29 protein-coding genes are annotated in these 25,491 nt (G+C 64.5%); 10 read left to right on the forward strand and 19 right to left on the reverse strand.

What is annotated here, in order from left to right:
* On the reverse strand, positions 1–735 hold a 735-nt coding region (locus tag EOA49_RS04935; protein ID WP_164749193.1), incomplete at its 3' end, for an AI-2E family transporter.
* Positions 677–1,264 carry a CDP-alcohol phosphatidyltransferase family protein gene (locus tag EOA49_RS04940; protein ID WP_067330741.1) on the reverse strand — a complete coding sequence of 196 codons (588 nt, stop codon included), beginning with the start codon at positions 1,262–1,264 and terminating at the stop codon, positions 677–679. The genes EOA49_RS04940 and EOA49_RS04935, both read right to left, overlap by 59 nt.
* Before the next feature lie 259 nt (positions 1,265–1,523).
* Here EOA49_RS04940 and purM point away from each other — a divergent pair, with 259 nt between their 5' ends.
* From purM to EOA49_RS04955, 3 genes are read left to right on the forward strand one after another with little or no spacing between them, the layout of a single operon-like run.
* On the forward strand, positions 1,524–2,603 hold the full coding sequence (purM, locus tag EOA49_RS04945; protein ID WP_067330457.1) for a phosphoribosylformylglycinamidine cyclo-ligase: 1,080 nt from the start codon (positions 1,524–1,526) through the stop codon (positions 2,601–2,603).
* On the forward strand, positions 2,600–3,307 hold the full coding sequence (purN, locus tag EOA49_RS04950; protein WP_066995863.1) for a phosphoribosylglycinamide formyltransferase: 708 nt from the start codon (positions 2,600–2,602) through the stop codon (positions 3,305–3,307). The genes purM and purN overlap by 4 nt, the downstream gene beginning before the upstream one ends.
* A gap of 7 nt (positions 3,308–3,314) precedes the next feature.
* Positions 3,315–3,833, forward strand: coding sequence for a histidine phosphatase family protein (locus EOA49_RS04955; RefSeq protein WP_127239850.1), 519 nt, complete (start codon positions 3,315–3,317; stop codon positions 3,831–3,833).
* Between the two features lie 121 nt (positions 3,834–3,954).
* Here the strand turns inward: EOA49_RS04955 and EOA49_RS04960 are convergent, their stop codons facing one another.
* From EOA49_RS04960 to EOA49_RS04970, 3 genes are read right to left on the reverse strand one after another with little or no spacing between them, the layout of a single operon-like run.
* Complete coding sequence (locus EOA49_RS04960; protein WP_067330449.1) at positions 3,955–4,161, reverse strand: DUF680 domain-containing protein; 207 nt, start codon at positions 4,159–4,161, stop codon at positions 3,955–3,957.
* A 54-nt stretch (positions 4,162–4,215) separates the two neighbouring features.
* Positions 4,216–4,422, reverse strand: a complete 207-nt coding sequence (locus tag EOA49_RS04965; RefSeq protein WP_066995857.1) for a DUF680 domain-containing protein — start codon at positions 4,420–4,422, stop codon at positions 4,216–4,218.
* 53 nt (positions 4,423–4,475) lie between these two features.
* Entirely contained in the window at positions 4,476–4,721 is a 246-nt protein-coding gene (locus EOA49_RS04970) for a DUF680 domain-containing protein (RefSeq protein ID WP_095800032.1), read from the reverse strand.
* Positions 4,722–5,205: 484 nt separating this feature from the next.
* Here EOA49_RS04970 and EOA49_RS04975 point away from each other — a divergent pair, with 484 nt between their 5' ends.
* Entirely contained in the window at positions 5,206–5,874 is a 669-nt protein-coding gene (locus tag EOA49_RS04975) for a response regulator (RefSeq protein ID WP_066995918.1), read from the forward strand.
* Positions 5,875–5,879: 5 nt separating this feature from the next.
* Complete coding sequence (locus tag EOA49_RS04980) at positions 5,880–7,277, forward strand: sensor histidine kinase (RefSeq protein WP_127243080.1); 1,398 nt, start codon at positions 5,880–5,882, stop codon at positions 7,275–7,277.
* Here EOA49_RS04980 and EOA49_RS04985 read toward each other — a convergent pair.
* The 6 genes from EOA49_RS04985 to EOA49_RS05010 all read right to left on the reverse strand — a co-directional run bounded on the left by EOA49_RS04985 (position 7,258) and on the right by EOA49_RS05010 (position 15,478).
* Positions 7,258–8,133, reverse strand: a complete 876-nt coding sequence (locus EOA49_RS04985) for an ABC transporter permease (protein ID WP_067330441.1) — start codon at positions 8,131–8,133, stop codon at positions 7,258–7,260. The genes EOA49_RS04980 and EOA49_RS04985 overlap by 20 nt on opposite strands.
* Positions 8,134–8,146: 13 nt before the next feature.
* On the reverse strand, positions 8,147–9,001 hold the full coding sequence (locus EOA49_RS04990; protein ID WP_067330438.1) for an ABC transporter ATP-binding protein: 855 nt from the start codon (positions 8,999–9,001) through the stop codon (positions 8,147–8,149).
* A gap of 163 nt (positions 9,002–9,164) precedes the next feature.
* Positions 9,165–10,151 (reverse strand): ABC transporter substrate-binding protein, encoded by a 987-nt coding sequence (locus tag EOA49_RS04995; RefSeq protein WP_245460539.1) that lies wholly within the window; start codon positions 10,149–10,151, stop codon positions 9,165–9,167.
* Positions 10,152–10,355: 204 nt separating this feature from the next.
* Positions 10,356–11,135: a 4-hydroxy-tetrahydrodipicolinate reductase gene (gene dapB / locus EOA49_RS05000; RefSeq protein WP_281010243.1), complete on the reverse strand. Its 780-nt coding sequence runs from the start codon at positions 11,133–11,135 to the stop codon at positions 10,356–10,358.
* Positions 11,136–11,247: 112 nt separating this feature from the next.
* Positions 11,248–13,353, reverse strand: a complete 2,106-nt coding sequence (locus EOA49_RS05005) for a molybdopterin oxidoreductase family protein (protein ID WP_127243081.1) — start codon at positions 13,351–13,353, stop codon at positions 11,248–11,250.
* Between the two features lie 247 nt (positions 13,354–13,600).
* On the reverse strand, positions 13,601–15,478 hold the full coding sequence (locus tag EOA49_RS05010) for an ABC-F family ATP-binding cassette domain-containing protein (protein WP_127239796.1): 1,878 nt from the start codon (positions 15,476–15,478) through the stop codon (positions 13,601–13,603).
* Positions 15,479–15,606: 128 nt separating this feature from the next.
* On the opposite strand from EOA49_RS05010, the gene EOA49_RS05015 reads away from it, so the two are divergent.
* The gene (locus tag EOA49_RS05015) at positions 15,607–15,861 is read left to right on the forward strand and encodes a hypothetical protein (protein WP_127239797.1); all 255 of its coding nucleotides are present in this window, start codon (positions 15,607–15,609) and stop codon (positions 15,859–15,861) included.
* A gap of 197 nt (positions 15,862–16,058) precedes the next feature.
* On the forward strand, positions 16,059–16,250 hold the full coding sequence (locus EOA49_RS05020; protein ID WP_127239798.1) for a hypothetical protein: 192 nt from the start codon (positions 16,059–16,061) through the stop codon (positions 16,248–16,250).
* Positions 16,251–16,363: 113 nt separating this feature from the next.
* On the opposite strand, the gene EOA49_RS05025 is transcribed toward EOA49_RS05020, so the two are convergent.
* The 5 genes from EOA49_RS05025 to EOA49_RS32535 form a co-directional block, all read right to left on the reverse strand.
* On the reverse strand, positions 16,364–16,645 hold the full coding sequence (locus EOA49_RS05025) for a hypothetical protein (protein ID WP_127239799.1): 282 nt from the start codon (positions 16,643–16,645) through the stop codon (positions 16,364–16,366).
* A gap of 10 nt (positions 16,646–16,655) precedes the next feature.
* Entirely contained in the window at positions 16,656–17,096 is a 441-nt protein-coding gene (locus EOA49_RS05030; protein ID WP_066995912.1) for a MucR family transcriptional regulator, read from the reverse strand.
* Between the two features lie 350 nt (positions 17,097–17,446).
* Complete coding sequence (locus EOA49_RS05035) at positions 17,447–17,689, reverse strand: hypothetical protein (RefSeq protein WP_245307741.1); 243 nt, start codon at positions 17,687–17,689, stop codon at positions 17,447–17,449.
* Between the two features lie 5 nt (positions 17,690–17,694).
* On the reverse strand, positions 17,695–18,702 hold the full coding sequence (locus EOA49_RS33345) for a DMT family transporter (RefSeq protein ID WP_245460541.1): 1,008 nt from the start codon (positions 18,700–18,702) through the stop codon (positions 17,695–17,697).
* A 101-nt stretch (positions 18,703–18,803) separates the two neighbouring features.
* On the reverse strand, positions 18,804–19,637 hold the full coding sequence (locus tag EOA49_RS32535; RefSeq protein ID WP_164746672.1) for a hypothetical protein: 834 nt from the start codon (positions 19,635–19,637) through the stop codon (positions 18,804–18,806).
* Positions 19,638–19,747: 110 nt separating this feature from the next.
* On the opposite strand from EOA49_RS32535, the gene EOA49_RS05060 reads away from it, so the two are divergent.
* A complete protein-coding gene (locus EOA49_RS05060) occupies positions 19,748–20,716 on the forward strand; it encodes a LysR substrate-binding domain-containing protein (protein ID WP_067330413.1) in 969 nt (322 codons plus the stop codon).
* A gap of 250 nt (positions 20,717–20,966) precedes the next feature.
* Here EOA49_RS05060 and EOA49_RS05065 read toward each other — a convergent pair whose 3' ends face one another.
* Entirely contained in the window at positions 20,967–21,149 is a 183-nt protein-coding gene (locus EOA49_RS05065) for a hypothetical protein (protein WP_067330410.1), read from the reverse strand.
* 124 nt (positions 21,150–21,273) lie between these two features.
* Between EOA49_RS05065 and EOA49_RS32540 the strand changes: the two genes are divergently transcribed.
* Together EOA49_RS32540 and EOA49_RS05070 are read left to right on the forward strand one after the other, a co-directional pair.
* Positions 21,274–21,429 (forward strand): hypothetical protein, encoded by a 156-nt coding sequence (locus EOA49_RS32540; protein ID WP_082954124.1) that lies wholly within the window; start codon positions 21,274–21,276, stop codon positions 21,427–21,429.
* Between the two features lie 161 nt (positions 21,430–21,590).
* On the forward strand, positions 21,591–23,672 hold the full coding sequence (locus tag EOA49_RS05070; protein ID WP_127239800.1) for an ATP-dependent helicase: 2,082 nt from the start codon (positions 21,591–21,593) through the stop codon (positions 23,670–23,672).
* Between the two features lie 82 nt (positions 23,673–23,754).
* Here EOA49_RS05070 and EOA49_RS05075 read toward each other — a convergent pair whose 3' ends face one another.
* Together EOA49_RS05075 and EOA49_RS05080 are read right to left on the reverse strand one after the other, a co-directional pair.
* The gene (locus tag EOA49_RS05075; protein ID WP_127239801.1) at positions 23,755–24,540 is read right to left on the reverse strand and encodes a GGDEF domain-containing protein; all 786 of its coding nucleotides are present in this window, start codon (positions 24,538–24,540) and stop codon (positions 23,755–23,757) included.
* A gap of 186 nt (positions 24,541–24,726) precedes the next feature.
* A complete protein-coding gene (locus EOA49_RS05080; protein WP_127239802.1) occupies positions 24,727–25,302 on the reverse strand; it encodes a hypothetical protein in 576 nt (191 codons plus the stop codon).
* Positions 25,303–25,491 lie beyond the last annotated feature (189 nt).

Genomic DNA, 25,491 nt, shown 5'->3' on the forward strand with positions numbered 1-25,491 from the left:
CAGCACAAGACAGAGCGTGCCCTGCCCGCGCACGAAGCCGGCGGTGGCGGTGTTGATGTCGCGGGCAAGCGCCCTGACCGTCTCGACATAATCTCGCGGCACCCAGCTGTCGACCACGGCCACCATCCGGTCCCAGTCGAGCAGCATGTAGAAGGCAACGACCGGGGTGACGACGAAGAGGCTGACCACCGAAACCAGCGCCACGCCCGAGCTCCAGATCGAGGTGAAGACGGTGGTGAGCAGCCCGAAGCCGGTGGTGAGCAGCGAGTTCAGTCCTTCGCGCAGGCTGGCCGCGTTGACACCAAAACGCTGCTCCAGCCACTTCGGGTCGAAGCTGGTGATGAGCGACTGCAGGCGGGTGAGGTATTCCGGCAGCTTGCGCGCGAAATCGGCCATCTGCGTGGCCAGCACAGGCACCAGGATAACGAAGGCGAGCACTACGACGACGACGAAGGCAATGAGGATCACCACCGTCGCCATCAGCCGGGAGAGGCCGAGCCGCTGCAGCCGATCGGCCACCGGATCGAGAAAATAAGCGAGCACCATGCCGGCGACGAAGGGCAAGAGGATGCCGGAGAAGACATAGAGGAACAGCGCCAGAAGCACGGCAACGATCAGCCAGAATGCGATCTGCCGGCGCAACGCGGTCGAGGCCGCGGCCGTCCAGGCTTCGCCGTCAGGTGTCCGTGCTGGAATTGCCCGACTTGGTGTTGCTCGTCCGGGAGCCTTCGCCATAGCCACTCATATGCCTTAGCCAGGCCACGAGATAGGCCGCGGCCGAAGCCACGGTCAAGACCCCGGAGAGCAATATGAGCGCCGGCCGGAGCGGATAGAGATGCATGGAAAAGGCAAGCTCGCCCAGCACAAGCGCCGCCAGCGCGATCTGCACGGCGGTGTTCACCTTGGAGACCAAGAGCGGCTTCATCTCGACCGGCTGCGCCATCACGCTGGACAAAAGCACCGCGCAGACGATCAGCGCGTCGCGCGAGACCATGGTCACGACAAGCCAGAGCGGCAGTTCCCCGGCATAACCCATGACGACGAAGACCGAGACCAGGAGGAGCTTGTCGGCGACCGGATCGAGATAAGCGCCGAGCCGCGAGAACAACCGGTAGCGGCGAGCGATGAAACCGTCGACGCCGTCGGAGATGCCGGCGACGAGGAAGCCGGCAAAGGCCCAGTCCCAGCGCGCCTGCAGCATGGCCAGCACCACGGCCGGCACCAGCAACAGCCGCATGATCGTGATCATGTTAGGTATGGTCACGTGATGTCCCATCATGGGTTTTGTTGGAAGATAGTTGATGGAGATGAGAGGCGCACGCAAGGGAGGAGTTGCGGATCTCCCCGCTCGAGGGGGAAGATGGTCTCTGGCGCACAAGGCGCTGGAGCTCCACGCGAGGCGACCCCCCTCTGTCGCCTCCGGCGACATCTCCCCCTCAAGGGGGGAGATTGGCTCTCACGCGCCTTGCCCCTCGAAACCATTCATGCGATGAGCCCGCAATGGAAACAGGGATGAGCCGAAGATGAGCAACGGCGACAAGGCCAAGCGCAAGAACGGGCTCACCTATGCCGAGGCGGGCGTCGATATCGATGCCGGCAATCTCATGGTCGAGAAGATCAAGCCGCTCGTGCGCGCGACGCGCCGGCCGGGCGCCGACGGCGAGATCGGCGGCTTCGGCGGCCTGTTCGATTTGAAAGCCGCCGGCTTCACCGATCCGGTGCTGGTCGCGGCCAATGACGGGGTCGGCACCAAGCTCAAGATCGCCATCGATTCCGGCAAGCACGATACGATCGGCATCGACCTCGTCGCCATGTGCGTCAACGATATCGTCGTGCAAGGCGCCGAGCCGCTGTTCTTCCTCGACTATTTCGCCACCGGCAAGCTCGATCCGGACCAGGGCGCGTCCATCGTCGGCGGCATCGCGCAAGGCTGCCGTCAGGCCGGCTGCGCGCTGATCGGCGGCGAGACCGCCGAGATGCCCGGCATGTATCACGACAAGGATTACGACCTTGCCGGTTTTGCCGTGGGCGCGGCCGAGCGCGGCCAGTTGCTGCCCACCGACGACATCGTCGAGGGCGACGTGCTGCTTGGCCTCGCCTCCTCCGGCCTCCACTCCAACGGCTTTTCGCTGGTGCGCCGCATCGTCGACGCCAGCGGGCTTGGCTGGAGCGATCCGGCGCCGTTCAACGATGAGCTCAGCCTCGCCGAAGCGCTGCTCGAGCCGACGCGCATCTATGTGAAGTCGATCCTGAAGGCGATCCGCAACACGCATGGCATCAAGGCGCTGGCTCACATCACCGGCGGCGGTTTTCCGGAAAACATTCCGCGCGTGCTGCCCAAGGATTTCTCCGCCGAGCTCGACCTCGAAGCGATCGACGTACCGCCTGTATTCTCGTGGCTCGCCAGGACCGGCGGCGTGGCGCCGCAAGAAATGATGCGCACCTTCAACTGCGGCATCGGCATGATCCTCGCCGTTGCTTCCGGCCAGGCGGCGCAGGTGGCGGCGGTGCTGCAGGAAGCCGGCGAGACGGTGACGCCGATCGGTCGCATCGTGCCGCGCCGCGACGCCGGCGTCATCTACCGGGGCTCGATCGAACTATGAGCAGGAAACGCACGGTCGTCCTGATCTCGGGCCGCGGCTCCAACATGACGGCGCTGATCGCGGCAGCCAGCGACCCGACCTATCCGACCGAGATCGTCGGCGTCATCTCGGATCGTGCGAACGCCGCGGGCCTCGGCCTCGCGCAGTCGCGCGGCATCGCCACCAAGGTGATTCAGCGCGCCGACCATCCGAGCAAGGACGCACATGACGCTGCGATCGATGCCGCGCTTACCGGCTTCGGCGCCGAGATCGTGGCTCTGGCCGGCTATATGCGCATCCTCGGCCGCGGCCTGGTCGAAAAATGGCAGGGGCGCATGGTCAACATCCACCCTGCCCTTCTGCCTGCCTTCAAGGGGCTGGACACGCATGCGCGCGCCATCCGCGCGGGCGTGCGCATCCATGGCTGCTCCGTGCATTTCGTCACGCCCGAGATGGATGACGGGCCTATCATCGCCCAGGCCGCCGTGCCGGTGATGGTCGGCGACAACGAGGACACTTTAGCCGCGCGGGTGCTGAAGGTGGAGCACCGGCTCTATCCGCTGGCGCTCGGGCTGGTCGCCGAAGGCAAGGCGCGCATGGAAAAGGGCCACACCGTGCTTGCCCATTTCGCCGACGACGCCGACAACGCCACTTCAGTGGTAATGGCGCCCGACCCGCTGCGCGAGGAAACCGACCTCGAACAGCTGGCGCGCATCACGCCGTAGGACTGCCATGGCGACGCCCAGACAACTCCTTGTGCTGCGCCATGCCAAGTCGAGCCGGGACGATCCCAAGCTCGCCGATTTCGACCGTCCGCTCGCCCCGCGCGGGCTGAAGACGGCACCGCTGATCGGGCGCGAGCTTTCGCGGCGCGGCTGGCTGCCGGATCTGGCACTGGTCTCGCCGGCGCTGCGCACCCGCGATACCTGGCGGCTGGTCGCCGCCGAATTACCGAAGCATGGGCCGGCGGAATTCGCCGAGGAGCTCTACGAGGCGGCGCCGGCCGCCATCCTGGCGTGCGTGCGGCAGGCGAAAGCCACCAGCCTGATCGTGATTGGTCACAATCCCGGCCTGCAGAATTTCGTGCTGCGGCTCGCCGGCACCGGATCGGATGAGAGCGTGTTCAAAAAAGTCGAAGCGAAGTTTCCGACGGCGGCACTGGCCCGGTTCACGGTGAAGGAGGATTGGGCGAACCTCGACTTCGGCGGAGCGCGACTGACGCATTTCGTCAGGCCGAAGGATTTGGAATAGAGCGCCTCTGTGCGCAGCCGGGCCTATAGTCGCGACACAAGCCGGCCTGCGGATAGCCGACTCCATAAAGCAGAGCGGCGGGACAAGCCCGCCGCTTTGAGATCCATCGAGGATCGACCGTCTAGTGGTTGCCGAACAGATCGCGGTCGGCGCCCTGGGTAACCGGCTTCTGGACGTTCGCATCAGACTTCTTGACCGAAGCGGTGTACGAGGTGTCGACCGAAGCAGCCGGCTGGTGGGCGTTGGCCGAACCGTAGTTGTCGGAACCGGCGAAAGCGGCACCGGTGGCAACGAGAAGGGCAGCGGCGGTAAGAGCGATCTTGGTCATTTCAGTTACTCCAGATTTGAGGGGTGAGTTTGAAGAGGTCGGGCTGGCGGCCGGTTAGTGGTTGCCGAACAGGTCGCGGTCGCTGCCCTGGGTGACGGGCTTCTGGACATTCGCATCAGACTTCTTGACCGAAGCGGTGTACGAGGTGTCGACCGAAGCAGCCGGCTGGTTGGCGTTGGCCGAACCGTAGTTGTCGGAGCCGGCGAAAGCAGCACCAGTGGCAACGAGAAGGGCAGCGGCGGTAAGAGCGATCTTGGTCATTTCAGTTACTCCAGATTTGAGAGTTGTGGTTCTGATCGGTTCGGGACGGAGGCCTAGCGGCCCCAAATGCCCTGGCCGGATTCCGGCTGGTTCTGATCGGGCGTGATCCTGAGATCGCGCTGCTCGAACTTGCGGATCGAACCGGTGATGCTGCGGTCGATGTTGTCGCCCGACCGCGGCGCAACCGACTGGGCGACGGCCGGCTGGTTGACGTTGTCGGAACCGTAATGGTCGCTGCCGGCGAAGGCGCTGCCCGTGGCAACGAGAAGGACCGCGGCGGTAAGAGCAATCTTGTTCATTTTAGATACTCCAGATTTTCAAAATTCTGTCCGTCAAGTGGCGTGCCGTAATGGAAATTCGCGTCGCTCGGACCACCCCGAGATGGGTCGGTCCTGTTGCCATTTCCAATCACGAAGATGTGCAAATCGAACCGTTTGGTTCGACCTTGAAATCGCGTGAACAGCGCGGCTGCCACATTCTTTTGTTTGAATATCAACTACTTGCAATAGTAGCGGACGAGGTTTCACGGTCTGGACAACGAGCCAGCGTTCACCTGAGTTACACGAACCGTCAACATAAATTGAACCGAACCGTTCGGTTTTATCCATCGCGCGAGCGAATTGGGCCTCCAGGCTGACCGACGGAACCGATTTCAGCCGGCGTTTGCCTCGCCCGCGGATCGAGACTATCGATTGCTTTCAAATTGTCCGTTCGGACCGCCGAGCCGCGCTTGCGAAAGCCCGGCGCCACCCGGATGGAGGCATTGCCGAACAGCGATGGACGATGCGGCTCCTGCTTGTCGAAGACAATCGCGAACTGGCCGATTGGCTGAGCAAGACGCTGCGCCAGGCGAGCTACGTCGTCGACGTCGTACATGACGGCGAGGACGTCGAGCATGCGCTGGCGGCCGGCGACCATGCGCTGATCATCCTCGACCTCGCCCTGCCGCGCATGGGCGGGATGGAGGTGCTGAAGCGGCTGAGGGCCCGCGGCAACCCGGTGCCGGTCATCGTGCTCACCGCCAATGCCAGTCTCGACGGCCGGGTGAAGGGCCTCAACGAGGGCGCCGACGACTATCTGGCAAAACCCTTCCAGATCGAGGAACTGGAAGCGCGTATCCGCGTGCAGCTGCGCCGCGCCAACGACCGGACAGCGCCCGTCATCTCCTGCGGCGACCTCGTCTTCGACACCAACACCAGGCTATTCTCGCTCGGCGGCGCGGCGCTTTCGCTGACGCCGCGCGAACATGCGGTGCTGGAACAGCTGGTGGTCAAGGCGGGGCGCACGGTGAGCAAGGCGGCACTCTCGGCGGCGATCTACGACTTCGACACCGACGCCGATCCCAGCGCCATCGAGATCTACGTGCATCGGCTGCGAAAGAAGCTGGAAGGCTCGCGCGTGCAGATCGCCACCTTGCGCGGCCTTGGCTATCTGCTCCGTCATGAAGATTAGGTGCCATGAAGATTAACAGCCTCCGCCTGCAATTGCTGGCATGGGTGGTGCTGCCGCTTGCCGCGCTGGTGACGGTCAATCTGTGGACCAGCCAGCGCAACGCGCTGGCGACGGCGGATCTGGTCACCGACCGGATGCTGGTCGGCTCGGCGCGCGCGATCGCCGAGCGGGTGGCGATGGCCGAAGGCGTGCTCGACGCCACCATTCCGCCGGCGGCGATCGAGATGTTCGACACCGGCGACCGCGACAGCGTCTACTACCGGGTCGAGACCGCCAACGGCCGGCTGCTGACCGGATATCCCGACCTTCCCCAGGCGCCGCAGAGCGGCAGCATCGAGGCTTCCTATCGCGATCACCGGCTGCGTCTGACAACGCTCAGCCATGCGGTGATCGGCGCAGGCACGGATTCGCCGATCAGGGTCACGGTGGGCGTCACGCTCGCCGGCCATGACGCGATGGTGCAGCGGCTGTGGTTCAGCGCCTTTGCCCAGCAGCTGGCGCTGGTGGCGATCGCCGGCCTCTTCGTGCTGCTTGGCCTGCGCCGCGGGCTGGCGCCGCTGATGCGCCTGCGCGATACGGTGCGCTCGCCGGATCGCAGCGATCTCGACCCGGTCGAGGTGCCGGGCGCGCAAAGCGAGATCCGGCCGCTGATCGACGCGCTCAACGCCTATATGGAGCGCGTGCGGGCGCAGATGGCGGCGCAGCGCCGCTTCATCGCCAATGCCGCGCACCAGCTGCGCACGCCGCTGGCGCTCATGTCGACACAGGCGAGCTATGCGCTGCGCGAGAGCGCCACCGACCGGCGCGAGGAGGCGCTGGTGGCCCTACAGGCAGGCTCCGGCCGGCTGGCGCGGCTGGCCGAACAGCTGCTTACGCTGTCGCGCGCCGAGCCGGGCAGCCGCCGGCCGCGCGCCGACCGCATCGACCTCACCGAAGCCGCCCGCGAGGTGCTGGAAACACATGCGCCGAAGGCCGTCGAGCGCAACATCGATCTTGGGCTCGAGCAAGCCGGACCTGTCCCCGTTATCGGCGACGGCACCATGCTGCGAGAGATGATCGTCAACCTGGTCGACAACGCGCTGCGCTACACGCCAGCCGGCGGCACGGTGACCGTCAAGCTGGCCGCGATCGGTCGCGAGGGCGTGCTGACGGTCACCGACACCGGTCCCGGCATTCCGGCCGAAGAGCGCGAGCAGGTCTTCGAGCGCTTCTACCGCATTGCCGGTGCTGCCGAGGAAGGCAGCGGGCTCGGACTCGCGATCGTACGCGAGGTGGTCGAGAATGCCGGCGGCAGCGTTGCGCTTGGCGAGGCCGCCGGCAGCGGGCTCAGGGTCGAGGTCCGGCTGCCGCTCGCCGCACCCCAGGACAGGCCGACTGGAGCGGTCAGGCCCCTTGCTCGTTGAACGGCGCCGGACGCCATTTGACGACGTAGTTCTCGAAGCGGGTGATGATGAACTCCACCACCAGCGCCATCACCGCCAGGATAATCATGGCGGCGAAGACGCCATTGGCGTTGAACGCGCCCTGGGCGGTCGAGATCAGCAAGCCCATGCCCTGCTTGGCGCCGAGGAACTCGCCGACCACGGCGCCGACCAGCGCGAAGCCAAAGCTGACATGCAGGCTCGCCAGGATCCAGCTCATGGCCGATGGGATGATGACTGTGGTGGTGATCTGATAGGGTGAGGCGCCGAGGATCTGGGCGTTGGCGATCATCGCCCTGTCGGCCTCGCGCACGCCCTGGAAGGCGTTGGCGAAGACCACGAAGAACACCATGACGACGGCCAGCGCCACCTTGGAGGCCATGCCGAGGCCGAGCGCTATGATGAAGACCGAGCCCAGAACGACGCGCGGCACCGAGTTGGCGATCTTGATGTAGATCGAGAAGACATCCGCCAGGAGCTTGTTGCGGCCAAGGATGATGCCGGCGGCGATGCCGCCGACGGCGCCGATGGCGAAGCCGAGGAAAGTTTCCTCGAGCGTCACATAGATCTGCAGCCAGAGCGGCCCCTGCGAGGTGCCCTCGGTGACCCAGGACCAGATCTGCTCCCAGATGCCGGAGGGGCTTGAGAAGAAGAACGGATCGATGACGCCGAGATCGGCGCCAAGTTCCCAAAGAGCGAGGAAGACGATCAGGATGGCGAGCCGCAGGCCGATGACCAAGGCATGGCGGCGGCGCAGCCGCGCCCTCGCCCGGGCTTCCGCGGCGACGATCGAGGTCGCGCGGGCGGCTTGGTGAGAGGCTGGAGAGATGGCGGTCATGGCAAGTCTCCTTTCAATGGCCGGTCTGCAGGCCGCGGCTCTGGCCGAGCTGCACTTCCTCGCGCAGGTCGTTCCAGATCACCTTGGCGATCTCGATGAATTTCTGATCGTAGCGGATGTCGGCCATGACACGCGGGCGCGGCAGGTCGATGCGGTAGACGCTCTTCACCGTGCCCGGCCCGGCGGTGAGCACATAGACCTTGTCGGCCAGCGCCACCGCCTCCTCGAGATCGTGAGTGACGAAGACGACGGAGGATTTGAGTTCCGACCAGAGGCCGAGCAGCTCGTCCTGCATGGCGGTGCGGGTCTGCATGTCGAGCGCGCTGAACGGCTCGTCCATCAGCAGAATCTTTGGCTGGTTGATGAAGGTTTGCGCTAGCGCGACCCGTTTGCGCATGCCGCCAGAGAGCTGGTGCGGATAGTGTTTCTCGAAACGCGCAAGGCCGACGCGGGCGATCCAGTCGCGCGCCCGGTCATAGGCTTGAGCCTTCGGCGTGCCGCGATAGAGCGGGCCGGCGGCGACGTTGTCGATGACGCTGCGCCACGGAAACAGCGCGTCTGCCTGGAAGACGAAACCGATGTCGCGGCTGATCTCGGTTACGGGATTGCTCATGACGCGGACATTGCCGGTCGTCGGCCTGAGCAGCCCGGTGACGAGGTTAAGCGTCGTCGACTTGCCGCAGCCGGTCGGCCCGACGACGCAGGCGAACTCGCCGCGCGCCACCGTCATGGTGAAATCGCGGATGGCCGTCATCATGTGGCCGTCGGGGGTGACGAAGCGCAGCGTCACATCGTCGATGGCGATCGCGGCATCAGCCGGCGGCGCGGCCGGAGACAATTTCTCGGCCGCCATGGTTTGCAACTGCATGGCACACTCCTGTAGCGATGGTGCGAGGATGACTGGGGCTCGAGCCCATGGGCCCGCCGCGCCTCGGTATCCGGAAAGGCGCCGCTGCCGAATTGATTCAGGCAAGCGGCGCAACTTGTTGTTCTTCAACGACCGAGCCGGCAGGCCCGGCTCCCTGTCGGCGCTACTTGGCGCCGTCGACGAATGCCGTGGTATAGGTCTTCGACAGGTCGATCTGCTTGCCCTGCAGGCTCTTCGAGAAGGTCGACAGCACCTTCAGCACCGTCTCCGGGCCATCGGCGGGCATGCGGCCGTCAGGCGTGAACATCGCCTTGCCGCCGGCCAACCCTTGCACATAGAGGTCCTTGTTGCCGGCGTAATAATCCTTCGGCATCTGGTCCGCGATCTCTTCGGCCGAATGGCTGGCGATATACTCCATCGTCTTGACGAAAGCGTTGGCGAGCTTCTGCGCCTCGTCCTTATGGCTCTCGATCCAGGCGGACTGGACATAGAAGGATGCCGCCGGATAGTCGCCGTCCAGCGCTTCCCTGGTCTTTTCGGGCGTGCGCATATCGACCAGCACCTTGGCCTCGCCGGTCTGAAGCAGCTTGGCGATGGTCGGCTCGGTGGTCATGCCGGCCTGGATCTGGTCCTGCTTGACGGCGGCGATGAAAGTGTTGCCGGCGCCCACCGGCAGCAGCGTGTAGTCGCCCGGCTTCAGGCCGTTGCGCACGGCGAGATACTGCGTCAGGAAATCGGTCGAGGAGCCAAGACCGGTGACGCCGAGCGTGGCGCCCTTGAAGTCGGCCGGCGACTTGATTTCCGGATGCTTGGCCGAAACCAGCTCGACCTCGCCCGGCGCCTGGCTGAACTGGACGATCGACTGGATGTATTTGCCCTTCGACTGCAAGTCGACGGTGTGATCATAGAAGCCGACGACGCCCTGCACGGCACCGGCCAGCAACTCATTCTCGGCCTCGACGCCGGCGCGGGAGTTGACCAGCTCGACATCGAGCCCCTCATCCTTGAAGTAGCCGAGCTGCTGGGTGAGCACGGCCGGCAGGTAGATCTGCTTTTCCATGCCGCCGACGATGATAGTGATCTTGTCGGCAGCCGATGCCGCCGTGGCGCCCGCGGCGACGATGGCAAACGAAAGCGCCGCCGAACGCAAGACGCACTTCGAGATGAAACCGGTCACGTAACTTCCTCCACCTGGGCGGCGTGCCACCAGGCCACGCCGCATTTCCTCCTTGCCGGCCCGCTCCCGGACCGATCCCGCGGCGAACGCCGCAAAAATGTCATGGCATGCCCAAGCTTTCAGCTGGCTTTCAGTCATTTTAGCGGCCGAAAGAGCGAATTCCGCAGCTATCGCTGGTCACGAAGCGGCGAAGCCAAGCACATCGTGCATGCCGTATTCGCCTGGACACTGTCCGGCCACCCAGAGTGCCGCCGCGATGGCGCCGCGAGCAAACATCGAGCGGTCGCCAGCCGAGTGCGAGAGCGTCAGCGCCTCGCCCTCGGCGAGGAAGCTGACGGAATGCTCGCCGATGATGCTGCCGCCGCGCAGCACGGCGAAGCCGATCTCGCCGGCAGGGCGTGTGCCGACAATCCCATTTCGAGCGCGCCGCGCCACTTCGTCCAGCCCGGCGCCGCGTCCGCGCGCCGCCGCCTCGCCCAACATCAGCGCCGTTCCGGACGGCGCATCGACCTTGAAACGGTGGTGCGCTTCCAGGATATCGATGTCGCAATCGTCAGCCCCAAGCGCCCGCGCCGCCTGCTCCACCAGCCCGGTCAGCATGTTGAGACCCAGCGAGTAACTGCCGGAGCGCACGATCGCGATCGTCTTCGCCGCGTCGGCGATCGTCTCCAGCTCGGAACCATCTAAGCCGGTGGAGCCGATCACCAGCGCCGGACCGCCGCGCGCCGCGCATGCCTTTGCTAGTTCGACCGACGCCGCCGGCGTGGTAAAGTCGATGACGACGTCGGCAAGCGCCAGCGCCGCGTCGCGCGCGACCAGCCCCTCGCCCGTGCTGCCCGGTCGATGGAAGCGGGCGACAAGCTCCAGCCGCGGATCGACCTGCACCGCCTCCGTCATCTCCCGGCCCATGCGGCCGAGCGCGCCGGCGATGGCTATTTTCAATGGCTGTTGCGGCAAGGGACACCTCGCCCGTCGCTTCGCTCCTTGCTCCGTCCTTGGATGACGAAGCAACGGGCGTTTTCGGCTAATCTCCCGGGCATGTGACCTGCCGAGCTCGCGCCACAGACCATCACAGCGCCCTGAGCCAGACCTTGTTGTCGTGGAGGGCAGCACCGCCATAGGGCGCCGGGGCGTCGGCACCGGTCAGCACGTTGATGCCTTCGCCGCGCTCATGCGCACTGTTCGGCCAGATGCCTTCCGCAATCACCACGCCGCGCTTCACGCCGTCGAAGAACCTGGCATGCAGCACCACGTCGCCGCGCCGGTTGCCGATCTCAACGCGGCCGCCGTCCTCGATGCCAAGCGCCGCGGCATCTTCCGGGTGCAGCAAAAGCTCCGGCCTGCCTTCCTTGGCTTTCGACACCGGCGTCTCGGCAAAACTGGAATTGAGGAAGTTGCGCGCCGGCGAAGTTGCCAGCCGGAACGGATGCTCTTCGTCCGCGACCTCGATCAGCTCGACATGGTCGGGGAATTGGGGCAGACGCTCGACCGGTCCGAACAAGCCCATGCTCTTCGGCGGCCGGTTGGGCGCCGACTGCCCGGTCCAATTGGGCCGGAAGTGGAATTTCTTGTCGGCATGGCCGAAGCCGTTGATGAAATGCGCGTCGTCGAAATCGGGTTGCAGGTCGACCCACTTTTGTTCCTTCAGGCTGTCGAAGCTGCCTAGCCCGCGCTTGCCGAGGATGATGTCGATATGCTCCTTCTCGGTCAGGCCAAAGCCCGGCCGGTCGCCGACGCCCAGCCGTTTGCCGAGTTCTTCATTGACGTAGTGGTTGGTGCGCGGCCCTTCCGGCGGATCGATCAGCTTGGGGCCGAGCGTGATGTGCTGGTTGCCGCCGCCCTTGTAGATGTCGTCATGCTCCAAGAACATCGTCGCCGGCAGCACGACGTCGGCGAGCTTGGCCGTATCGGTCATGAACTGCTCGTGCACGCAGGTGAACAGGTCCTCCCGCAGGAAACCTTTTCTCACCAGCCGCTGCTCGGGGGCGACATTGGCGGGATTGGTGTTCTGGATCAGCATCGCCGTCACCGGCGGGCCGCCATAAAGCGCATCCTCGGCACCGGTCAGCACCGGGCCGATGCGCGAATGATCGAGATAGCGCACCTTCGGGTCGCGCATCGCGGTGCCTTCGAGCACATCCTGGTTCAGCTTGAAGATGCCGGAATTGGAGTGAAAGGCGCCGCCGCCCTCATATTGCCAGGCGCCGGTAACCGCCGCGATGCATGAGGCGGCATGCATGTTGACCGAGCCGTTGCGCTGGCGCGCAAAACCGTAGCCGAGGCGGAAGTAGGTCTTCTTCGTTGTGCCGACCAGATGCGCGAAGGTCTCGATCTCGGTGACTGTCAGACCCGTGATTGCCGCCGCCCATTCGGGCGTGCGCGTCCTCAGATGTTCTTCCAGCCCGCGCGGATCGTCGGTGTATTTTTCCAGATAGGCGCGGTCGGCCATGCCGTCGCGAAACAAGACATGCATGACCGCGCAAGCCAGCGCGCCGTCGGTGCCGGGTTTGAGCACCAGGCCGAGATCGGCCTGCTTCATGGTGGCGTTGTCGTAGATGTCGATGGCGACGATCTTGGCGCCGCGCTCTTTTCGCGCCCTCGTCGCATGGGTCATGACATTGACCTGTGTAACCACGGCATTGGTGCCCCAGATCACCACGCAGTCGGACTTCGCCATCTCACGCGGATCGGGGCCGCGCAGAGCGCCCGCTCCCATCATCCAGCCGGTCCAGGCGAGATTGGTGCAGATCGAGCCGAAGAAGCCCGAATATCTCTTCGCGTGCCGCAGCCGCTCGATACCGTCGCGCTGCACCAATCCCATCGTACCGGCGTAAAAATAGGGCCAGACCGTCTCCGAGCCGTATTTCTCTTCGGCCGCGATGAACTTCTCGGCGACGAGGTCGAGCGCCGCTTCCCAACTGGCTTCCTTCCAGGCGCCCTCCCCCTTGCCGCCCGCGCGCACCAGCGGCTTCAGCAGCCGGTCGGGGTGATGGACGCGGTCCGCATATCGCGCGACCTTGGCGCAAACGACTCCTGCCGTGTAGCTGTTCGCTTTCGCGCCGTGGACGCGGCCGATGCGGTTATTGTCGAGCAGCTCCACCTCGAGCGCGCAGGTGGAAGGACAGTCATGCGGACAGGCCGAATGGCCGATCCCGAGCTTGGCGTGCTGGTTCATGCCAGGGTGTGTAGCGGGTTTTGCGGGAGAGGTGTAGGGCCAGATGGGGCTCCTCCTTCTCCCCTTGTGGGAGAAGGTGGCCGAGCGAAGCTCGGTCGGATGAGGGGTGTTGGAAGGATCGCACGACAAAGAAATGGGCGATCGAAGCCGCCTGTTGTTCGGCGCGTCACTCCATCCAACACCCCTCATCCGTCTCGGCGCTTCGCGCCGATCCACCTTCTCCCACAAGGGGAGAAGGGGAACCGCCCTACTCCGCGATCCCCTCCTCATATTCCGCCGACATCGTCAGCCACTTGTCCTCGTTGAGGGCAAGTGTGTGGGCAAGCTGCGAGCGCTCCTTGGCCAGCCGCGTCGCGGTCGAGGGGTCCTTCTCGTAGATCGCCGGGTTGGCGAGCTCGTCCTCGATCAGGTCGATGCGCTTGCGGATGCGGTCCATCAGCGCCTCGGTGGCGCGGATCTCCTTGGCTAGAGGCTCGAGCGCCGAGCGCCGGGCGGCGGCCTCGCGGCGACGGTCGGCCTTGGATGCCTTGTCCGCCTCCTTCTGTTCCCGACGATTTGAGGAAACGCCGGTGACCAGCGTTTTGTAGTCCTCCAGGTCGCCGTCATAAGGATTGACCGCGCCGTCCTTGACCAGCCACAGCCGGTCCGCCGTCGCCTCCAGAAGATGCCGGTCGTGCGAGATGAGGATCACCGCGCCAGGGAAATCGTTGAGCGCATGGATCAGCGATTCACGGCTGTCGATGTCGAGGTGGTTGGTGGGCTCGTCGAGGATGAACAGGTTCGGCCCCTCGAAGGCCGAGAGCCCCATCAGGAGACGCGCCTTCTCGCCACCGGACAGATCTCTCGCCGCGGTATTCATCTTCTCGGTCGAGAGCCCGAACTGCGCAACGCGGGCGCGCACCTTGGCTTCCGGCGCATCGGGCATCAGCCGGCGCACATGCTCATAGGCGCTTTCCTCGGGACGCAGATCGTCGAGCTGGTGCTGCGCGAAGATCGCCACCTTCAGGCCCGGCGCCACCGTCATCGTGCCGGTCTCGGCTTTGAGGCGGCCGGCGAGCATCTTGGCGAACGTCGATTTGCCGTTGCCGTTGGCGCCGAGCAGCGCGATGCGATCGTCGGCATCGATGCGCAGCGTCATCTTCTTCAGCACCGGATTGCCCTCGGTGTAGCCGACATTGACGCCGTTGAGCGCCACGATCGGCGAGGCCACCGTCTTCACCGGCTCGGGGAAGGAGAACGGCCGCACCGTGTCGTTCACCACCGCGGCGATCGGCTTCATCTTCTCCAGCGCCTTCAGCCGCGATTGCGCCTGCCTGGCCTTCGAGGCCTTGGCGCGGAAACGCTCGACGAAGGATTCCATATGCCTGCGCTGCGCTTCCTGCTTGACGCGGCTCTTTTCCTGCAGCTCGCGCTGCTCGGTGAGCTGGCGCTCGAACTGGTCGTAGCCGCCGCGCCAGAAGGTCAGCTTCTTCTGGTCGAGATGGACGATCGAATTGACCGCGCGGTTGAGCAGGTCGCGATCGTGCGAGATGAGCAAAACCGTGTGCGGATACTTTGCGACATAGTTCTCGAGCCAGAGCGTGCCTTCGAGGTCGAGATAGTTGGTCGGCTCGTCGAGCAACAGAAGATCGGGTTCGGAGAACAGCACGGCGGCCAAGGCCACGCGCATGCGCCAGCCGCCGGAGAAGGACGAAGCCGGGCGCTTCTGCGCCGCATCGTCGAAGCCGAGGCCGGCAAGGATGGTGGCGGCGCGGGATTCGGCCGAATGCGCATCGATGTCGGCGAGCCGTGTGTGGATTTCCGCGATGCGGTGCGGATCGGTCGCGGTCTTCTCCTCTTCCAGCAAGGCCTGCCGCTCGACATCGGCTTTCAGCACGATGTCGATCAGCGGCTCCTCGGTGCCCGGCGCTTCCTGTGCGACCTGGCCGATGCGGGTGTTTTTCGGCAGGCTGATCGAGCCGGTCTCGGAGGGGAAATCGCCGGTGATTGCCTTGAACAGTGTCGTCTTGCCGGTGCCATTGCGGCCGACGAGACCGGCCTTGGTGCCGGCCGGCAGGGTCAGCGAGGCATGATCGAGAAGCAGGCGCCCCGCCATGCGCAGCGAGAGGTCGTTGATGATAAGCATGGGCTGGCTTTTGCACCGGACGTCGGCGCTTCGCAAGAGCCAGGCCTGGAGGACGGCTCGCCGTGTTCCGGGCGCCGGTCCCGAGCCCAATCAGGGAACCAGTTGCCGGCCGAAGCGTTCTGAGCCCCGTGATCCGCTATTTCGCCCTCGCCTTCATCTTCTTCCAGGTCGCCACGACCGCCGCGCTGGCGACACAAGTGGTGCTGTTTGAGGGCGAGACGGCTGCAGTGCTCTCCTTAACCGGCCCGGCAAGCGCGGCGCCGACGCTGCCAGTCTCCGCCCAAGTGGAGGAGATGACCGGCAGGCCAGAGGCGGACGCGACGAAACACCTGCTGATCCAAATTTATCCTGGAAAACAATCCCAGACGTCGCCTACGCAATGACCGATAGGCCGGCGGCGCAGCGCCGCTCTGGGCTGCCGCGCGTCGAAGCTTTTGGCCCAGGCCTGATGCTTTCTGAAAATTGACTTCAGTTTTTGTCGTGACCCTGCGAATTTGGAATTGCGCTGTGAGTCGCGCGTAAGCGCCAAGAATGATCAAGAAGAACAACAACAATAACTTGGCTTGTTTAGGAACTCACGATGGACGGGGCGGCAAACGATCTGCGCATGCTAAGATATGTGGCGGAGATCACGCGCAGGCTGGCGAAGATGCTTTCAAGCACGCGCTATCAAATGCTTGTCTATTTGCTGGAAATGAACGCCGTCGAGGCGGACAGCCTCGCGGCCGACCAGGATCGAGGCACCGGGGCGCGCAAGCTGCCGCGCAATTGAAGGCGGCCCGAGCGGGTCCGGCTTTGATAGGGACTAACGCTGAATACCGCTCCTCCCGGATTCCGGAAAACCGCTGCGCGGTTGTCTCGGAACCGCCTTGACCATGCGCCTTTTCAGCCGCCGACGATGCCGTCCAGGACCGCGAGGCATCTCAGCCGTCGCGCAGCGACGACCGGCCGGTCGTCATGCTCGACGATGGCGCGCTCGAAATTGTCGAGCGCGTCGAGCGCGGTACGCAGATCGATGGCCGGCAGGTCCAATGAAAACAGGACGCGCCGCGCCTTGACCCCCTCGCCGGCATCGGCGCAAGACTGGATGGCCACCCTGCGACGCAACGCGTCGAGCGCGGCAAAGCGGTCGGCCGACGGCGTGGCGCCGTCCGTAACGGGCAGCATGACCTTCGGCTCAGGCCTTGGCTTTACGCTTGCCCCTGCCGGAATCCGCGGCCGGCTTCCGGCCCAGGCCGGAAGACTTGGCAAGCGCCGAGCGAGTGGCCGAATAACTGGGCGCCACCATGGGATAGTCCGCCGGCAGGCCCCATTTCGCGCGATATTCGTCCGGCGTCAGCCCATGGTCGGTCGACAGGTGCCGCTTCAGCGACTTGAACTTCTTGCCGTCCTCGAGGCAGACGATGTAGTCGGGGAATACCGAACGCTTCGGATTGACGGCCGGCGTCTGCGGCGCGCTTTCCTTCACCGGGGCGCCCCCCGCGAGCTTGCGCACGGAAGCGCTGACGCTGGCGATCAGATCAGGCAGGCCGGATGCCGGAAGCGGGTTGTTGCCCACATAGGCCGAAACAATGTCGGCGGTCAGCTCGATTGCAGTCTTGTCGTCGATATTGGACAATTTTTTCACCTTCTGCTGGCTCTCAAATGACCAGCTGTTTTTAAGACTTTAGTCTAGGTATCTTATTGGACTGTCCCCCAACGGACGTCCAGAGTCAGTAAACGTGCGAGACTCAATACCGAAGGTATGTTTTCACCGCGGGCCGCGACCGCGCAAGTTAGGAATTCTAATACCTACAACAAACACTTTACAGCACCGAGCTCTGCACGGGCGAGGAAATGACGCAACAGCACTTCAATTTCTACGAGTAATTCCTGCAAAAATTGGAATTCTGGACGGAAAGCCAATAATTGCGAGCAGCGCTGGCTCTCTGATCAATCGATCATGCCCGATTCGTTAGGGCAAGTCGCTTATTTCGCGGCAACGCCGCGCCGGAGATCGGTCGGGCCGTCGGCCAGAATCTCCAGCACGCGTTTCCAGCGGGCGCAGCGGCCGAAATCCTTCTGCTCGATGGCCTTCTCAGCCTTCATGGCGGCATAGAGCTGCGCCTCGGCGCCGAATTCCTTGACCAGCCAATGCGCCTCCTGTCTGGCCCGGCGTTCGTCGTCGTCAAGCCCGCTCCCTGGCATGTTTCCTGGTACGATCCCTGGCATGGTCTTCAGCCCTCCGGACGTTCGATGCCGACAGCAATGCAACTGCCGATGACAAGGACGGCGCCAGCCATGGCCGTCATCGACAGGCTTTCGCCCGACAGCGCCAGCAAAAGCGTGGAAGCGATCGGCGTGAGATACGCCACGACCGCGAGCCGCCCACCCTGATCGAGGCTGAGCGCGCGCGACCAGAAATAATAGCCGAGCCCCATCGGCCCGGCGCCGAGATAGAGTCCGAGCAGCAGGTCCAAGCCGCCCAGGGCGGCGACGCCGTCATGCAGGCACCATGCGAAGGTCAGCGCCACGCCGATCAGGGCCGAAGGCAGCAGAAGCCGATCCGGCGACACGGCAAGGCGGCCGACGGCAAGCGAGTAGAAGGCCATGCAAAGTGCCGAGCCGAAGGCGGCGCAATAACCGACGGGGCTACCTCCGAACCAGGCATGCGCGCCTCCGCCGGAGATCACCAGCGCGACGCCGGTGAAGCCCAGCGCGGCGGTCAGTCCAAGCAGCAGCGGCCGTCGCGGGCGGCCGAGCACGATGACGGCGGCGGCGACCATCAGCGGCCAGGTGTAGGCAACGAGATTGGCCTCGATGACCGGCATCGAGGCGAAGGCGATGTATTGCAACGCCATGGTGCCGACCAGGCCGATGAAGCCGACGGCGCAGGCGCGCATGGTTCTCCCCTTATCCCCTTGGGGAACAAGGTGGATCGGCACGGAGCGCCGAGACGGATGAGAGATGTTGGAAAGAACTCCTGCGTCGGCGATCCGTCCGGCCCCCTTGATACGACCTCGCTTGGCGAGGCCGCTGCCCGGGGGCGAGCCACGGGTCTCGCCCCGTCCTTCGGACTTCACAAGGGGAGAAGGGAAGAGCCTGATCAGCGCAAAGACCAGCGCAGCGCCTGAGAACTGCAGGAACTGCACCTCGGATACCGGGTGATTGGCAAGCAGCGTCTTGCCGACCAAAGCGTTGGTCGCCCAGAGCGCCACGGCGCCGAGGGCAAAGGCCAGCGCCACCGGGGGAGCAGCGCTGGAACGGTCCTTCCGCCTGTCGGCGGCGACCGGGCCACGGCTCAGCGATGCTGAAGGCGGCTGGCGACCGGCCGGATCGTCAGCCACTACCACGATTCCCTGGCTCCGCCGGAGACCGGATCGACAGCCGGCTTCGGCACGGGATGTTCTTCTGCATGACGGCGATAGGCCGGCAGTTGGTTCGTCCAGACGTCCTCGGCGAGTTCGTTCACCCAGCCGCGGTCCTGATCGTTGTCGGCGGCGAGGTAGAACATGCGGTTGTCATCGACATAGGGCTTCGCCACCGAACGCTGGTTGAGCACCAGGGTGACGCGCGAGCCGAGCTGGATCGGCGCGGTGCGATGGAGCACGCCGAGGAACTGGCCGAGCGTGGCGTAATTCATCTTGTGGTCGATGCGCATGACCCTGTTGCGCGGCAGGTCGCTGCCGGATTCGAGGATGGCACGCCCCGTCTCGGAATCGTCGCAATAGATTTCAAGATGGCCGCCGATCAGAGGATCGCTGATCGAGAGCGGAATGAGTTCCGTCACCGGAACGCCATCGCAGTGCCAGTCGACGGCGCCGTCCTTGGGGTTCATGAAGGTGACGGTCGAGCCGACGATAGACAGCGGATAGGGTTCGAGCTTGGTGCCCATCATGTCGGACAGCCGTTCCAGCCGCAGCTTGGCGTTGAGCAGTTCCTTGATCTCGGGAACGTAGCGGTCCGCGCCGGTGATGAAGGTGAGGTCGAGATGCTTGTGCACGGCGTGGCTGGCCTTGAGCTTGAGCGCCGCCTCCTCGATCGCGGCGAGCAGTTGCGGGTCGTAGCCGTGAAGATACTGGGCGACGCCGAAGCTCGACACTTTCCACGCCGTATCATGACCGATGATGGCTTCACGGCTCATCGCATAGCGCAGTTCGGGGATTGTATGGGCGTTCATTCTACTTCTCCAAGGTCGGTGCAACACTTGGTAAACAGTCGATTGAGCACCCTCCCCTGTAAATTTAGGAATGCTGGTGCTACTTTAAGCATAGCTAAAGGTCGAACCCCGTGCGTCTGCTCAGCCAGGTCAACTTAAACTCGCTGAAAATCGTGGAGAGCGCCGCCAGGCACCGCAACTTCACGCGCGCGGGCGAAGAGCAGTTCATTACCGCCTCCGCCGTCAGCCAGCGGGTGAAGAGCCTGGAGGACCAGCTGCGCTTCAAGATCTTCCAGCGCGGCGGCAATGCGGTGTCGCTGACGCCGGAAGGCGAGACCTACGTGGCGCGTGTGCGCGAGGCGCTGGAGCGGATCGTGGCTGCCAGCATGGAGGCGACCGGCCAATCCCAGGCGCATGTGCTGAAGATCTGCGTTTTGCCGACCTTCGCGGCGCGCTGGCTGTTTCCGCGGCTTGCCACCTTCCAGCGGCAGTATCCGGATATCGAAATGCGGGTCTCGACTTCCTATGCCACGCATGAATTCGCGACCTCCGAATACGATCTCGAGATCCGCTACGGCGACGGCAATTTCCCCGGCCTCAACTCCGCGCTGCTCTTCAAGGAGGACCTGACGCCGGTGTGCAGCCGCAAGCTGTTCCGCGAGGTGCTGGGCGACAAGCCGCTGTCCAAGGTGACGCCGGAGGACCTCAGGCACTTCACCCTGCTCCACTCCGACACCTGCACCCAGAACTGGCAGTCGTGGCTGGCTTTTGCCGGCGCGAGTTTCGTGCTTGGCGAGACCAAGAGCATCTATTTCGATTCCTGCATGATGTCCTACGAGGCGGCCAATGCCGGCATGGGCTTTGCCGTTGCCAACCGCGCCTATATGGCAAGCGACATCCGAGCCGAGCGGCTGGTCGCCCCCTTCGCGGTCCACCATCCCAACACCGCCGGCTGGTATTTCGTCAGCCCCATCAAGGCGCTCGGCGCCCGCAAGGTGGAGCTGTTCAAGCAGTGGATCATGGCCGAAGCGGCGCTGACGCAGCGCCAGTTGGACCTGGAGATCGCCAACGTGCCGCTGGCGCGCGCCGCGATGGCGTGACGCGGCGGCGCAAGCGACGCAAACACACCCCTGAGATTCTCCGATCTTTGAAGGCCGACAAAGCGTTTGGACGGATACCTGTAGCCGGCTAGCGCGATCGCCCCATGACGCGGCGGAGAGACTCAGCTATCTTTGATCCTGCGGCGGGCCTGATTTTCCCGCTTGGCCGGCGCTTTCCAGCTTCCTCCCAAGCAGCGCCGGCCTTCTTCTGCGGCGCCGCCGCTTCGTCTCCCGACAACATCGTCCGCTCTCATTGCTTCGGCGGCGTGCCGGGCTGGTCGCCGCCGGTGGTCGATTGCGGCACCGGGTTCTTGTCGACCTGCGGGTTTTTGTCGACGGTGTCGCTTGGCGCCTTGGTGGGCTGCACGCTGTTGTCGCAGGCGGCGAGCCCGAGCCCTGCCGCGAGAGCCAGCAGCACAGGAAGTTTCTTCATGACGACCTCCTCTCGTTCGCCCTTTCTTCGAAGCAAACGAGGCGGCGGCGGTTTGGTTGCGCCGTCCGGCGGGAACCAACGCGCCTGTCTCCGGTTGAACCTCGTTAACTCACGAGGAGATGTCATGATCCGTCTGCTGCTCGTCGGCCTGTTCGGCTACACGGCCTATCGCGTCACGATGAGGATCATCGAGGAGGCGTCCGGCGATCTCGCGCCGCCGGACGATCGGCGGTCGCTGCGGCGCCAGTCGGCGGCGATGGGCGTCGAGCCGAAAAGGTAGATCGGCCGTTCTCGCGCTTGTTGGGAAGATGGCCGGCCTATCCAGCACATGCCGGCGCGTACAGCGTCCCCTCTGCCCTGCCGGGCATCGCCCCCCACTTGGCCGCCTTTGGGCGAGATTAGCTGTATTGCGAACAAAGCGGAAACGATGCTTGATGGGCGATGAACATCGCCGCCCGTGATTCGTCCTTCGAAACTCCTGCCTATCTTGCCCGGCTGAACGACGAGCAGCGGCTGGCGGTGGTGCATGGCGACGGCAAGGTGGCCGCGCCGCTGCTGGTGATCGCCGGGGCCGGCTCCGGCAAGACCAGCACGCTGGCGCATCGCGTGGCGCACCTCATCGTCAAGGGCGCCGATCCGCGCCGCATCCTTTTGATGACCTTTTCGCGCCGCGCCGCGGCTGAAATGGCGAAGCGCGTCGAGCGCATCGCCGGCGAGGTGCTGGGCCGCGATGCCGCGATCATCGCCGATGCGCTATCCTGGGCCGGTACTTTCCACGGTATCGGCGCCAGACTCTTGCGCGACTATGCCGAGCAGATCGGCCTCGATCCGGCTTTCACCATCCACGATCGCGAGGATTCGGCCGACCTGATGAACCTTGCCCGGCACGAGCTCGGTTTTTCCAAGACCGAAAGCCGTTTTCCGACCAAAGCCACCTGCCTGCAGATCTATTCGCGGGCGGTGAACGCCCAGGCGCCGCTCGGCGAGGTGCTGGGCTCGGCCTTTCCCTGGTGCTCAGGATGGGCGGAACAGCTGAAGGAGCTGTTCGCGGCTTATGTCGAGGCCAAGCAGGCGCAGAACGTGCTCGATTACGACGACCTTTTGCTCTACTGGGCGCAGATGGCGGCCGAGTCGGAGATCGCCGCTCACCTTGGCTCCCGCTTCGACCACGTGCTGGTCGACGAATACCAGGACACCAACCGGCTGCAGGCCTCTATTCTGTTGGCGCTGAAGCCGGACGGCGCGGGCTTGACCGTGGTGGGCGATGACGCACAGTCGATATATTCCTTCCGGGCCGCGGAAGTGCGCAACATTCTCGATTTCCCAAAACAGTTCGCGCAAGGCGCCGAGATCGTCATGCTGGAGCGCAATTACCGCTCGACCGAGCCGATCCTGGCCGCCGCCAACAAAGTGATCGGCGAGGCAAGCGAGCGTTTCACCAAGAATCTCTGGACCGAACGCCGGTCGTCGCACAAGCCGCAACTGGTAAGCGTGCGCGACGAGGCTGAGCAGGCCAATTATGTCTGCCAGGCGATCCTTGCCGAGCGCGAGGCCGGCACGGCGCTCAAGGCGCAAGCCGTGCTGTTCCGCGCCTCGCATCACAGCGGGCCGCTGGAGGTGGAGCTCACGCGGCGCAACATCCCCTTCGTCAAATTCGGCGGGCTGAAATTCCTCGATGCCGCGCATGTGAAAGACATGCTGGCGATGCTGCGCTTTGCCGAGAACCCGCGCGACAGGGTCGCCGGCTTCCGGGTGCTGCAGTTGATGCCCGGCATCGGGCCTTCGGCCGCCTCACAGATCGTCGAGGCGATGGCGACGTCGCTCGACGAGACGCTCGGCCTTGCCCGCTTCCGGCCGCCGCAGCGCGCGGCCGAAGACTGGCCGGTCTTCTTCGACATCTACAGCGGGCTGCGCGCCGGCGCCAAATGGCCGGCCGACCTCGAGCGGATCAGGCTCTGGTACGAGCCGCATCTGGAGCGTATCCACGAGGACGCGATCACGCGCCGGGCCGACCTGTTGCAGCTCGAGCAGATCGCGTCGGGCTATCCCTCGCGCGAGCGTTTCCTGACCGAGCTGACGCTCGACCCGCCCGACGCCACCAGCGACCAGGCCGGCCCGCCGCATCGCGACGAGGATTACCTGATCCTGTCCACGATCCATTCGGCCAAGGGCCAGGAGTGGAAGAACGTCTTCGTGCTCAACACGGTCGACGGCTGCATCCCGGCCGATCTCGGCGTCGGTACCAAGGAGGATATCGAGGAGGAGCGGCGGCTGCTCTATGTGGCGATGACGCGCGCCAAGGACAGCCTGCACCTGGTGGTGCCGCAGCGCTTTTATCCGCACAATCAGCCGGCGCGCGGCGACCGTCACGTCTATGCCTCGCGCACCCGCTTTATCCCGGCCTCGATGCTTTCGGCTTTCGAACAGTCATCCTGGGCGAGCGCGGCGATCACGGACGACCCGCGCCAAAAGCCGGGCGTCAAGGTCGATCTGGGCGCGCGCATGCGCGGCATGTGGAAATAAACGCCTACCCAAAGGCGGGACGACACTCCTACTCAGCCCCACCGCTGGTGAGGGCGCTCCGTTCCCTGCTGCGCGGGTTCGTTCAGTGGAAGGTGCCGGCGGCCTCGCCGGATAGCCTGCTGCGCGGGCTTTCGAAGCTCACCTGGTCGCGTCCGTTCGACTTCGCCTTGTAAAGATGCCTGTCCGCGACCCGAAACATGTGGTGATAGGTGGTGGGCCCGCTGAACGCGACGCCGCCGATGCTGACCGAAAGCGGGCACGGCTGCCCGCCCGGCGCGAACTCGGCCTCGCGGATACGCAGTCTGATCGACTCGGCGACCAGGAAGGAGCGTGTCGCGTCGGCGCCCGGAAGGAAGACCGCGAATTCCTCGCCGCCGATGCGTCCGACGATGTCGGCGCCGTGGAGCTGGCTCCGGATCGTGCTCGCGATCAGCTTCAGCGCCTGATCGCCGCAATCGTGGCCGAGCCGGTCGTTGATCGATTTGAAATGGTCGGCATCGACGATCAGCAGCGCGCCGGCTTCGGCCACCGCGTGGCTGCGGGCCTTGTCGAGATAGGCCTCGACCAGCATCGAGAAAGCGCCGCGGTTGAAGACCGCCGTCAGGCTGTCGGTCGCGGCAATGATGCTGAGCTCCTTCTGGGCGATGGCCAGCTGGCGCATCTTCCACATCAGGAAGAAAAGGAAGGAGCCGCCAAGGATGAGCGGCAGGAACAAGTCGGTGAGCTTGGCCCAGAGCAGCGCTTCGGGTGACAGCGCGGGAAAGTTGAAGGAATCGACGAAGAAGGCCGCGGCAATGAAGAATGCCGTGCCGGCAACGGTGACCAGCGCGACCCTGCCCCAACTGGTGGGGGACAAATCGATGCGCATGGCATTGCTCCCACTACAACTGGGCTATTGTGGAGCGCGAGCGCAAACGAAGTCCTAATATATTGGCTTCAATGGGAATGTGGTTAACCAGGCGTCGAGCGCGCCGCACCGCGATACCAGCTGAAGAAGGCCCGCCGACGCAGCGGCGGGCTTTGCGATTGGCCAGAGGCGCTCGTCAGCGCGCCGTCAACGACGCGAAATCATCAGGCAGAGCGCCCTCAGATCACGATCATAGGTGCCCTCGCTGCTGAGCACATCGACGCAGCGCTTCTTCATCCGCGACAACTGGCTGCTCGACATTTGCGCGACGGCGGAGGACAGGTTCGTCGTTCCCGGCGTCGCGCCGACGGTTCCAGGAACGGCGGCGCCAGCGCCGAGGGCGACGCCAGCGCCGTTCGCGCCGCCCGTCGTCACGTTGAGCGCGCTATTGGTGCCGTTGCCCAAAGTCGCATCGGCTCCAGCCCCGTTTGTCCCGCCGATCGATGCCGTGGCCGTGGAACTGCTGCCGCCGATGGTGACGGTTCCGCTGCCGCCGCTTGCGCCGCCGATCGAAACCCTGGCGCTGTTGTTGCTGCCGCCGAAGGATGCATTTCCGTCAGCCCCATTTGGGCCGCCCGCATTGGCGTCGGCTCTGTTGCCGCCTACGGATACGCCGCCGAGGCCGCCGACCCCGACGCTCTGGGCGTTCGCCGGCATGGCAAGAGCAACGACGATTGCACCACTCGCCAATGTGCTGGCGAATCTTTTTACGATACTGGCCATGACACTCTCCCTGTGGTTTTGTATTTCCGCCTTGCACCGTTTGTTGCGCTTTTCTAGAGCGCGTAGCTTTTGAGACAGAAATACGCCGAGAGTGCCCTTTCGGTTTCTTTAGCTATTTCGCATGTGACGAATCGTATTTTTCAAAAACGATACTTCTGCTTTAAAAATATAGACGAAATTGAAGTGTTT

Origin of the sequence: Mesorhizobium sp. M1A.F.Ca.IN.020.04.1.1, assembly GCF_003997315.1 — a bacterium.
In the GTDB taxonomy this organism is placed as follows: Bacteria; Pseudomonadota; Alphaproteobacteria; order Rhizobiales; family Rhizobiaceae; genus Mesorhizobium.

Excerpts from the sequence above, each read along its gene's own strand:
- EOA49_RS04985 (WP_067330441.1), bottom strand. The coding sequence starts at position 8,133 with ATGACCGCCATCTCTCCAGCCTCTCACCAAGCCGCCCGCGCGACCTCG.
- EOA49_RS05010 (WP_127239796.1), bottom strand. The coding sequence starts at position 15,478 with ATGCTTATCATCAACGACCTCTCGCTGCGCATGGCGGGGCGCCTGCTT.
- EOA49_RS32540 (WP_082954124.1), top strand. The coding sequence starts at position 21,274 with ATGATCCGTCTGCTGCTCGTCGGCCTGTTCGGCTACACGGCCTATCGC.
- EOA49_RS05070 (WP_127239800.1), top strand. The coding sequence starts at position 21,591 with ATGAACATCGCCGCCCGTGATTCGTCCTTCGAAACTCCTGCCTATCTT.
- EOA49_RS04965 (WP_066995857.1), bottom strand. The coding sequence starts at position 4,422 with ATGACCAAGATCGCTCTTACCGCCGCTGCCCTTCTCGTTGCCACTGGT.
- EOA49_RS05065 (WP_067330410.1), bottom strand. The coding sequence starts at position 21,149 with ATGAAGAAACTTCCTGTGCTGCTGGCTCTCGCGGCAGGGCTCGGGCTC.
- EOA49_RS04990 (WP_067330438.1), bottom strand. The coding sequence starts at position 9,001 with ATGCAGTTGCAAACCATGGCGGCCGAGAAATTGTCTCCGGCCGCGCCG.
- EOA49_RS32535 (WP_164746672.1), bottom strand. The coding sequence starts at position 19,637 with ATGAACGCCCATACAATCCCCGAACTGCGCTATGCGATGAGCCGTGAA.
- EOA49_RS05020 (WP_127239798.1), top strand. The coding sequence starts at position 16,059 with ATGGACGGGGCGGCAAACGATCTGCGCATGCTAAGATATGTGGCGGAG.
- EOA49_RS04960 (WP_067330449.1), bottom strand. The coding sequence starts at position 4,161 with ATGACCAAGATCGCTCTTACCGCCGCTGCCCTTCTCGTTGCCACCGGT.
- EOA49_RS05075 (WP_127239801.1), bottom strand. The coding sequence starts at position 24,540 with ATGCGCATCGATTTGTCCCCCACCAGTTGGGGCAGGGTCGCGCTGGTC.
- EOA49_RS04975 (WP_066995918.1), top strand. The coding sequence starts at position 5,206 with ATGCGGCTCCTGCTTGTCGAAGACAATCGCGAACTGGCCGATTGGCTG.
- EOA49_RS05080 (WP_127239802.1), bottom strand. The coding sequence starts at position 25,302 with ATGGCCAGTATCGTAAAAAGATTCGCCAGCACATTGGCGAGTGGTGCA.
- purN (WP_066995863.1), top strand. The coding sequence starts at position 2,600 with ATGAGCAGGAAACGCACGGTCGTCCTGATCTCGGGCCGCGGCTCCAAC.
- EOA49_RS05035 (WP_245307741.1), bottom strand. The coding sequence starts at position 17,689 with ATGCCAGGGATCGTACCAGGAAACATGCCAGGGAGCGGGCTTGACGAC.
- EOA49_RS05025 (WP_127239799.1), bottom strand. The coding sequence starts at position 16,645 with ATGCTGCCCGTTACGGACGGCGCCACGCCGTCGGCCGACCGCTTTGCC.
- EOA49_RS04955 (WP_127239850.1), top strand. The coding sequence starts at position 3,315 with ATGGCGACGCCCAGACAACTCCTTGTGCTGCGCCATGCCAAGTCGAGC.
- EOA49_RS05005 (WP_127243081.1), bottom strand. The coding sequence starts at position 13,353 with ATGAACCAGCACGCCAAGCTCGGGATCGGCCATTCGGCCTGTCCGCAT.
- purM (WP_067330457.1), top strand. The coding sequence starts at position 1,524 with ATGAGCAACGGCGACAAGGCCAAGCGCAAGAACGGGCTCACCTATGCC.
- EOA49_RS04980 (WP_127243080.1), top strand. The coding sequence starts at position 5,880 with ATGAAGATTAACAGCCTCCGCCTGCAATTGCTGGCATGGGTGGTGCTG.
- EOA49_RS04970 (WP_095800032.1), bottom strand. The coding sequence starts at position 4,721 with ATGAACAAGATTGCTCTTACCGCCGCGGTCCTTCTCGTTGCCACGGGC.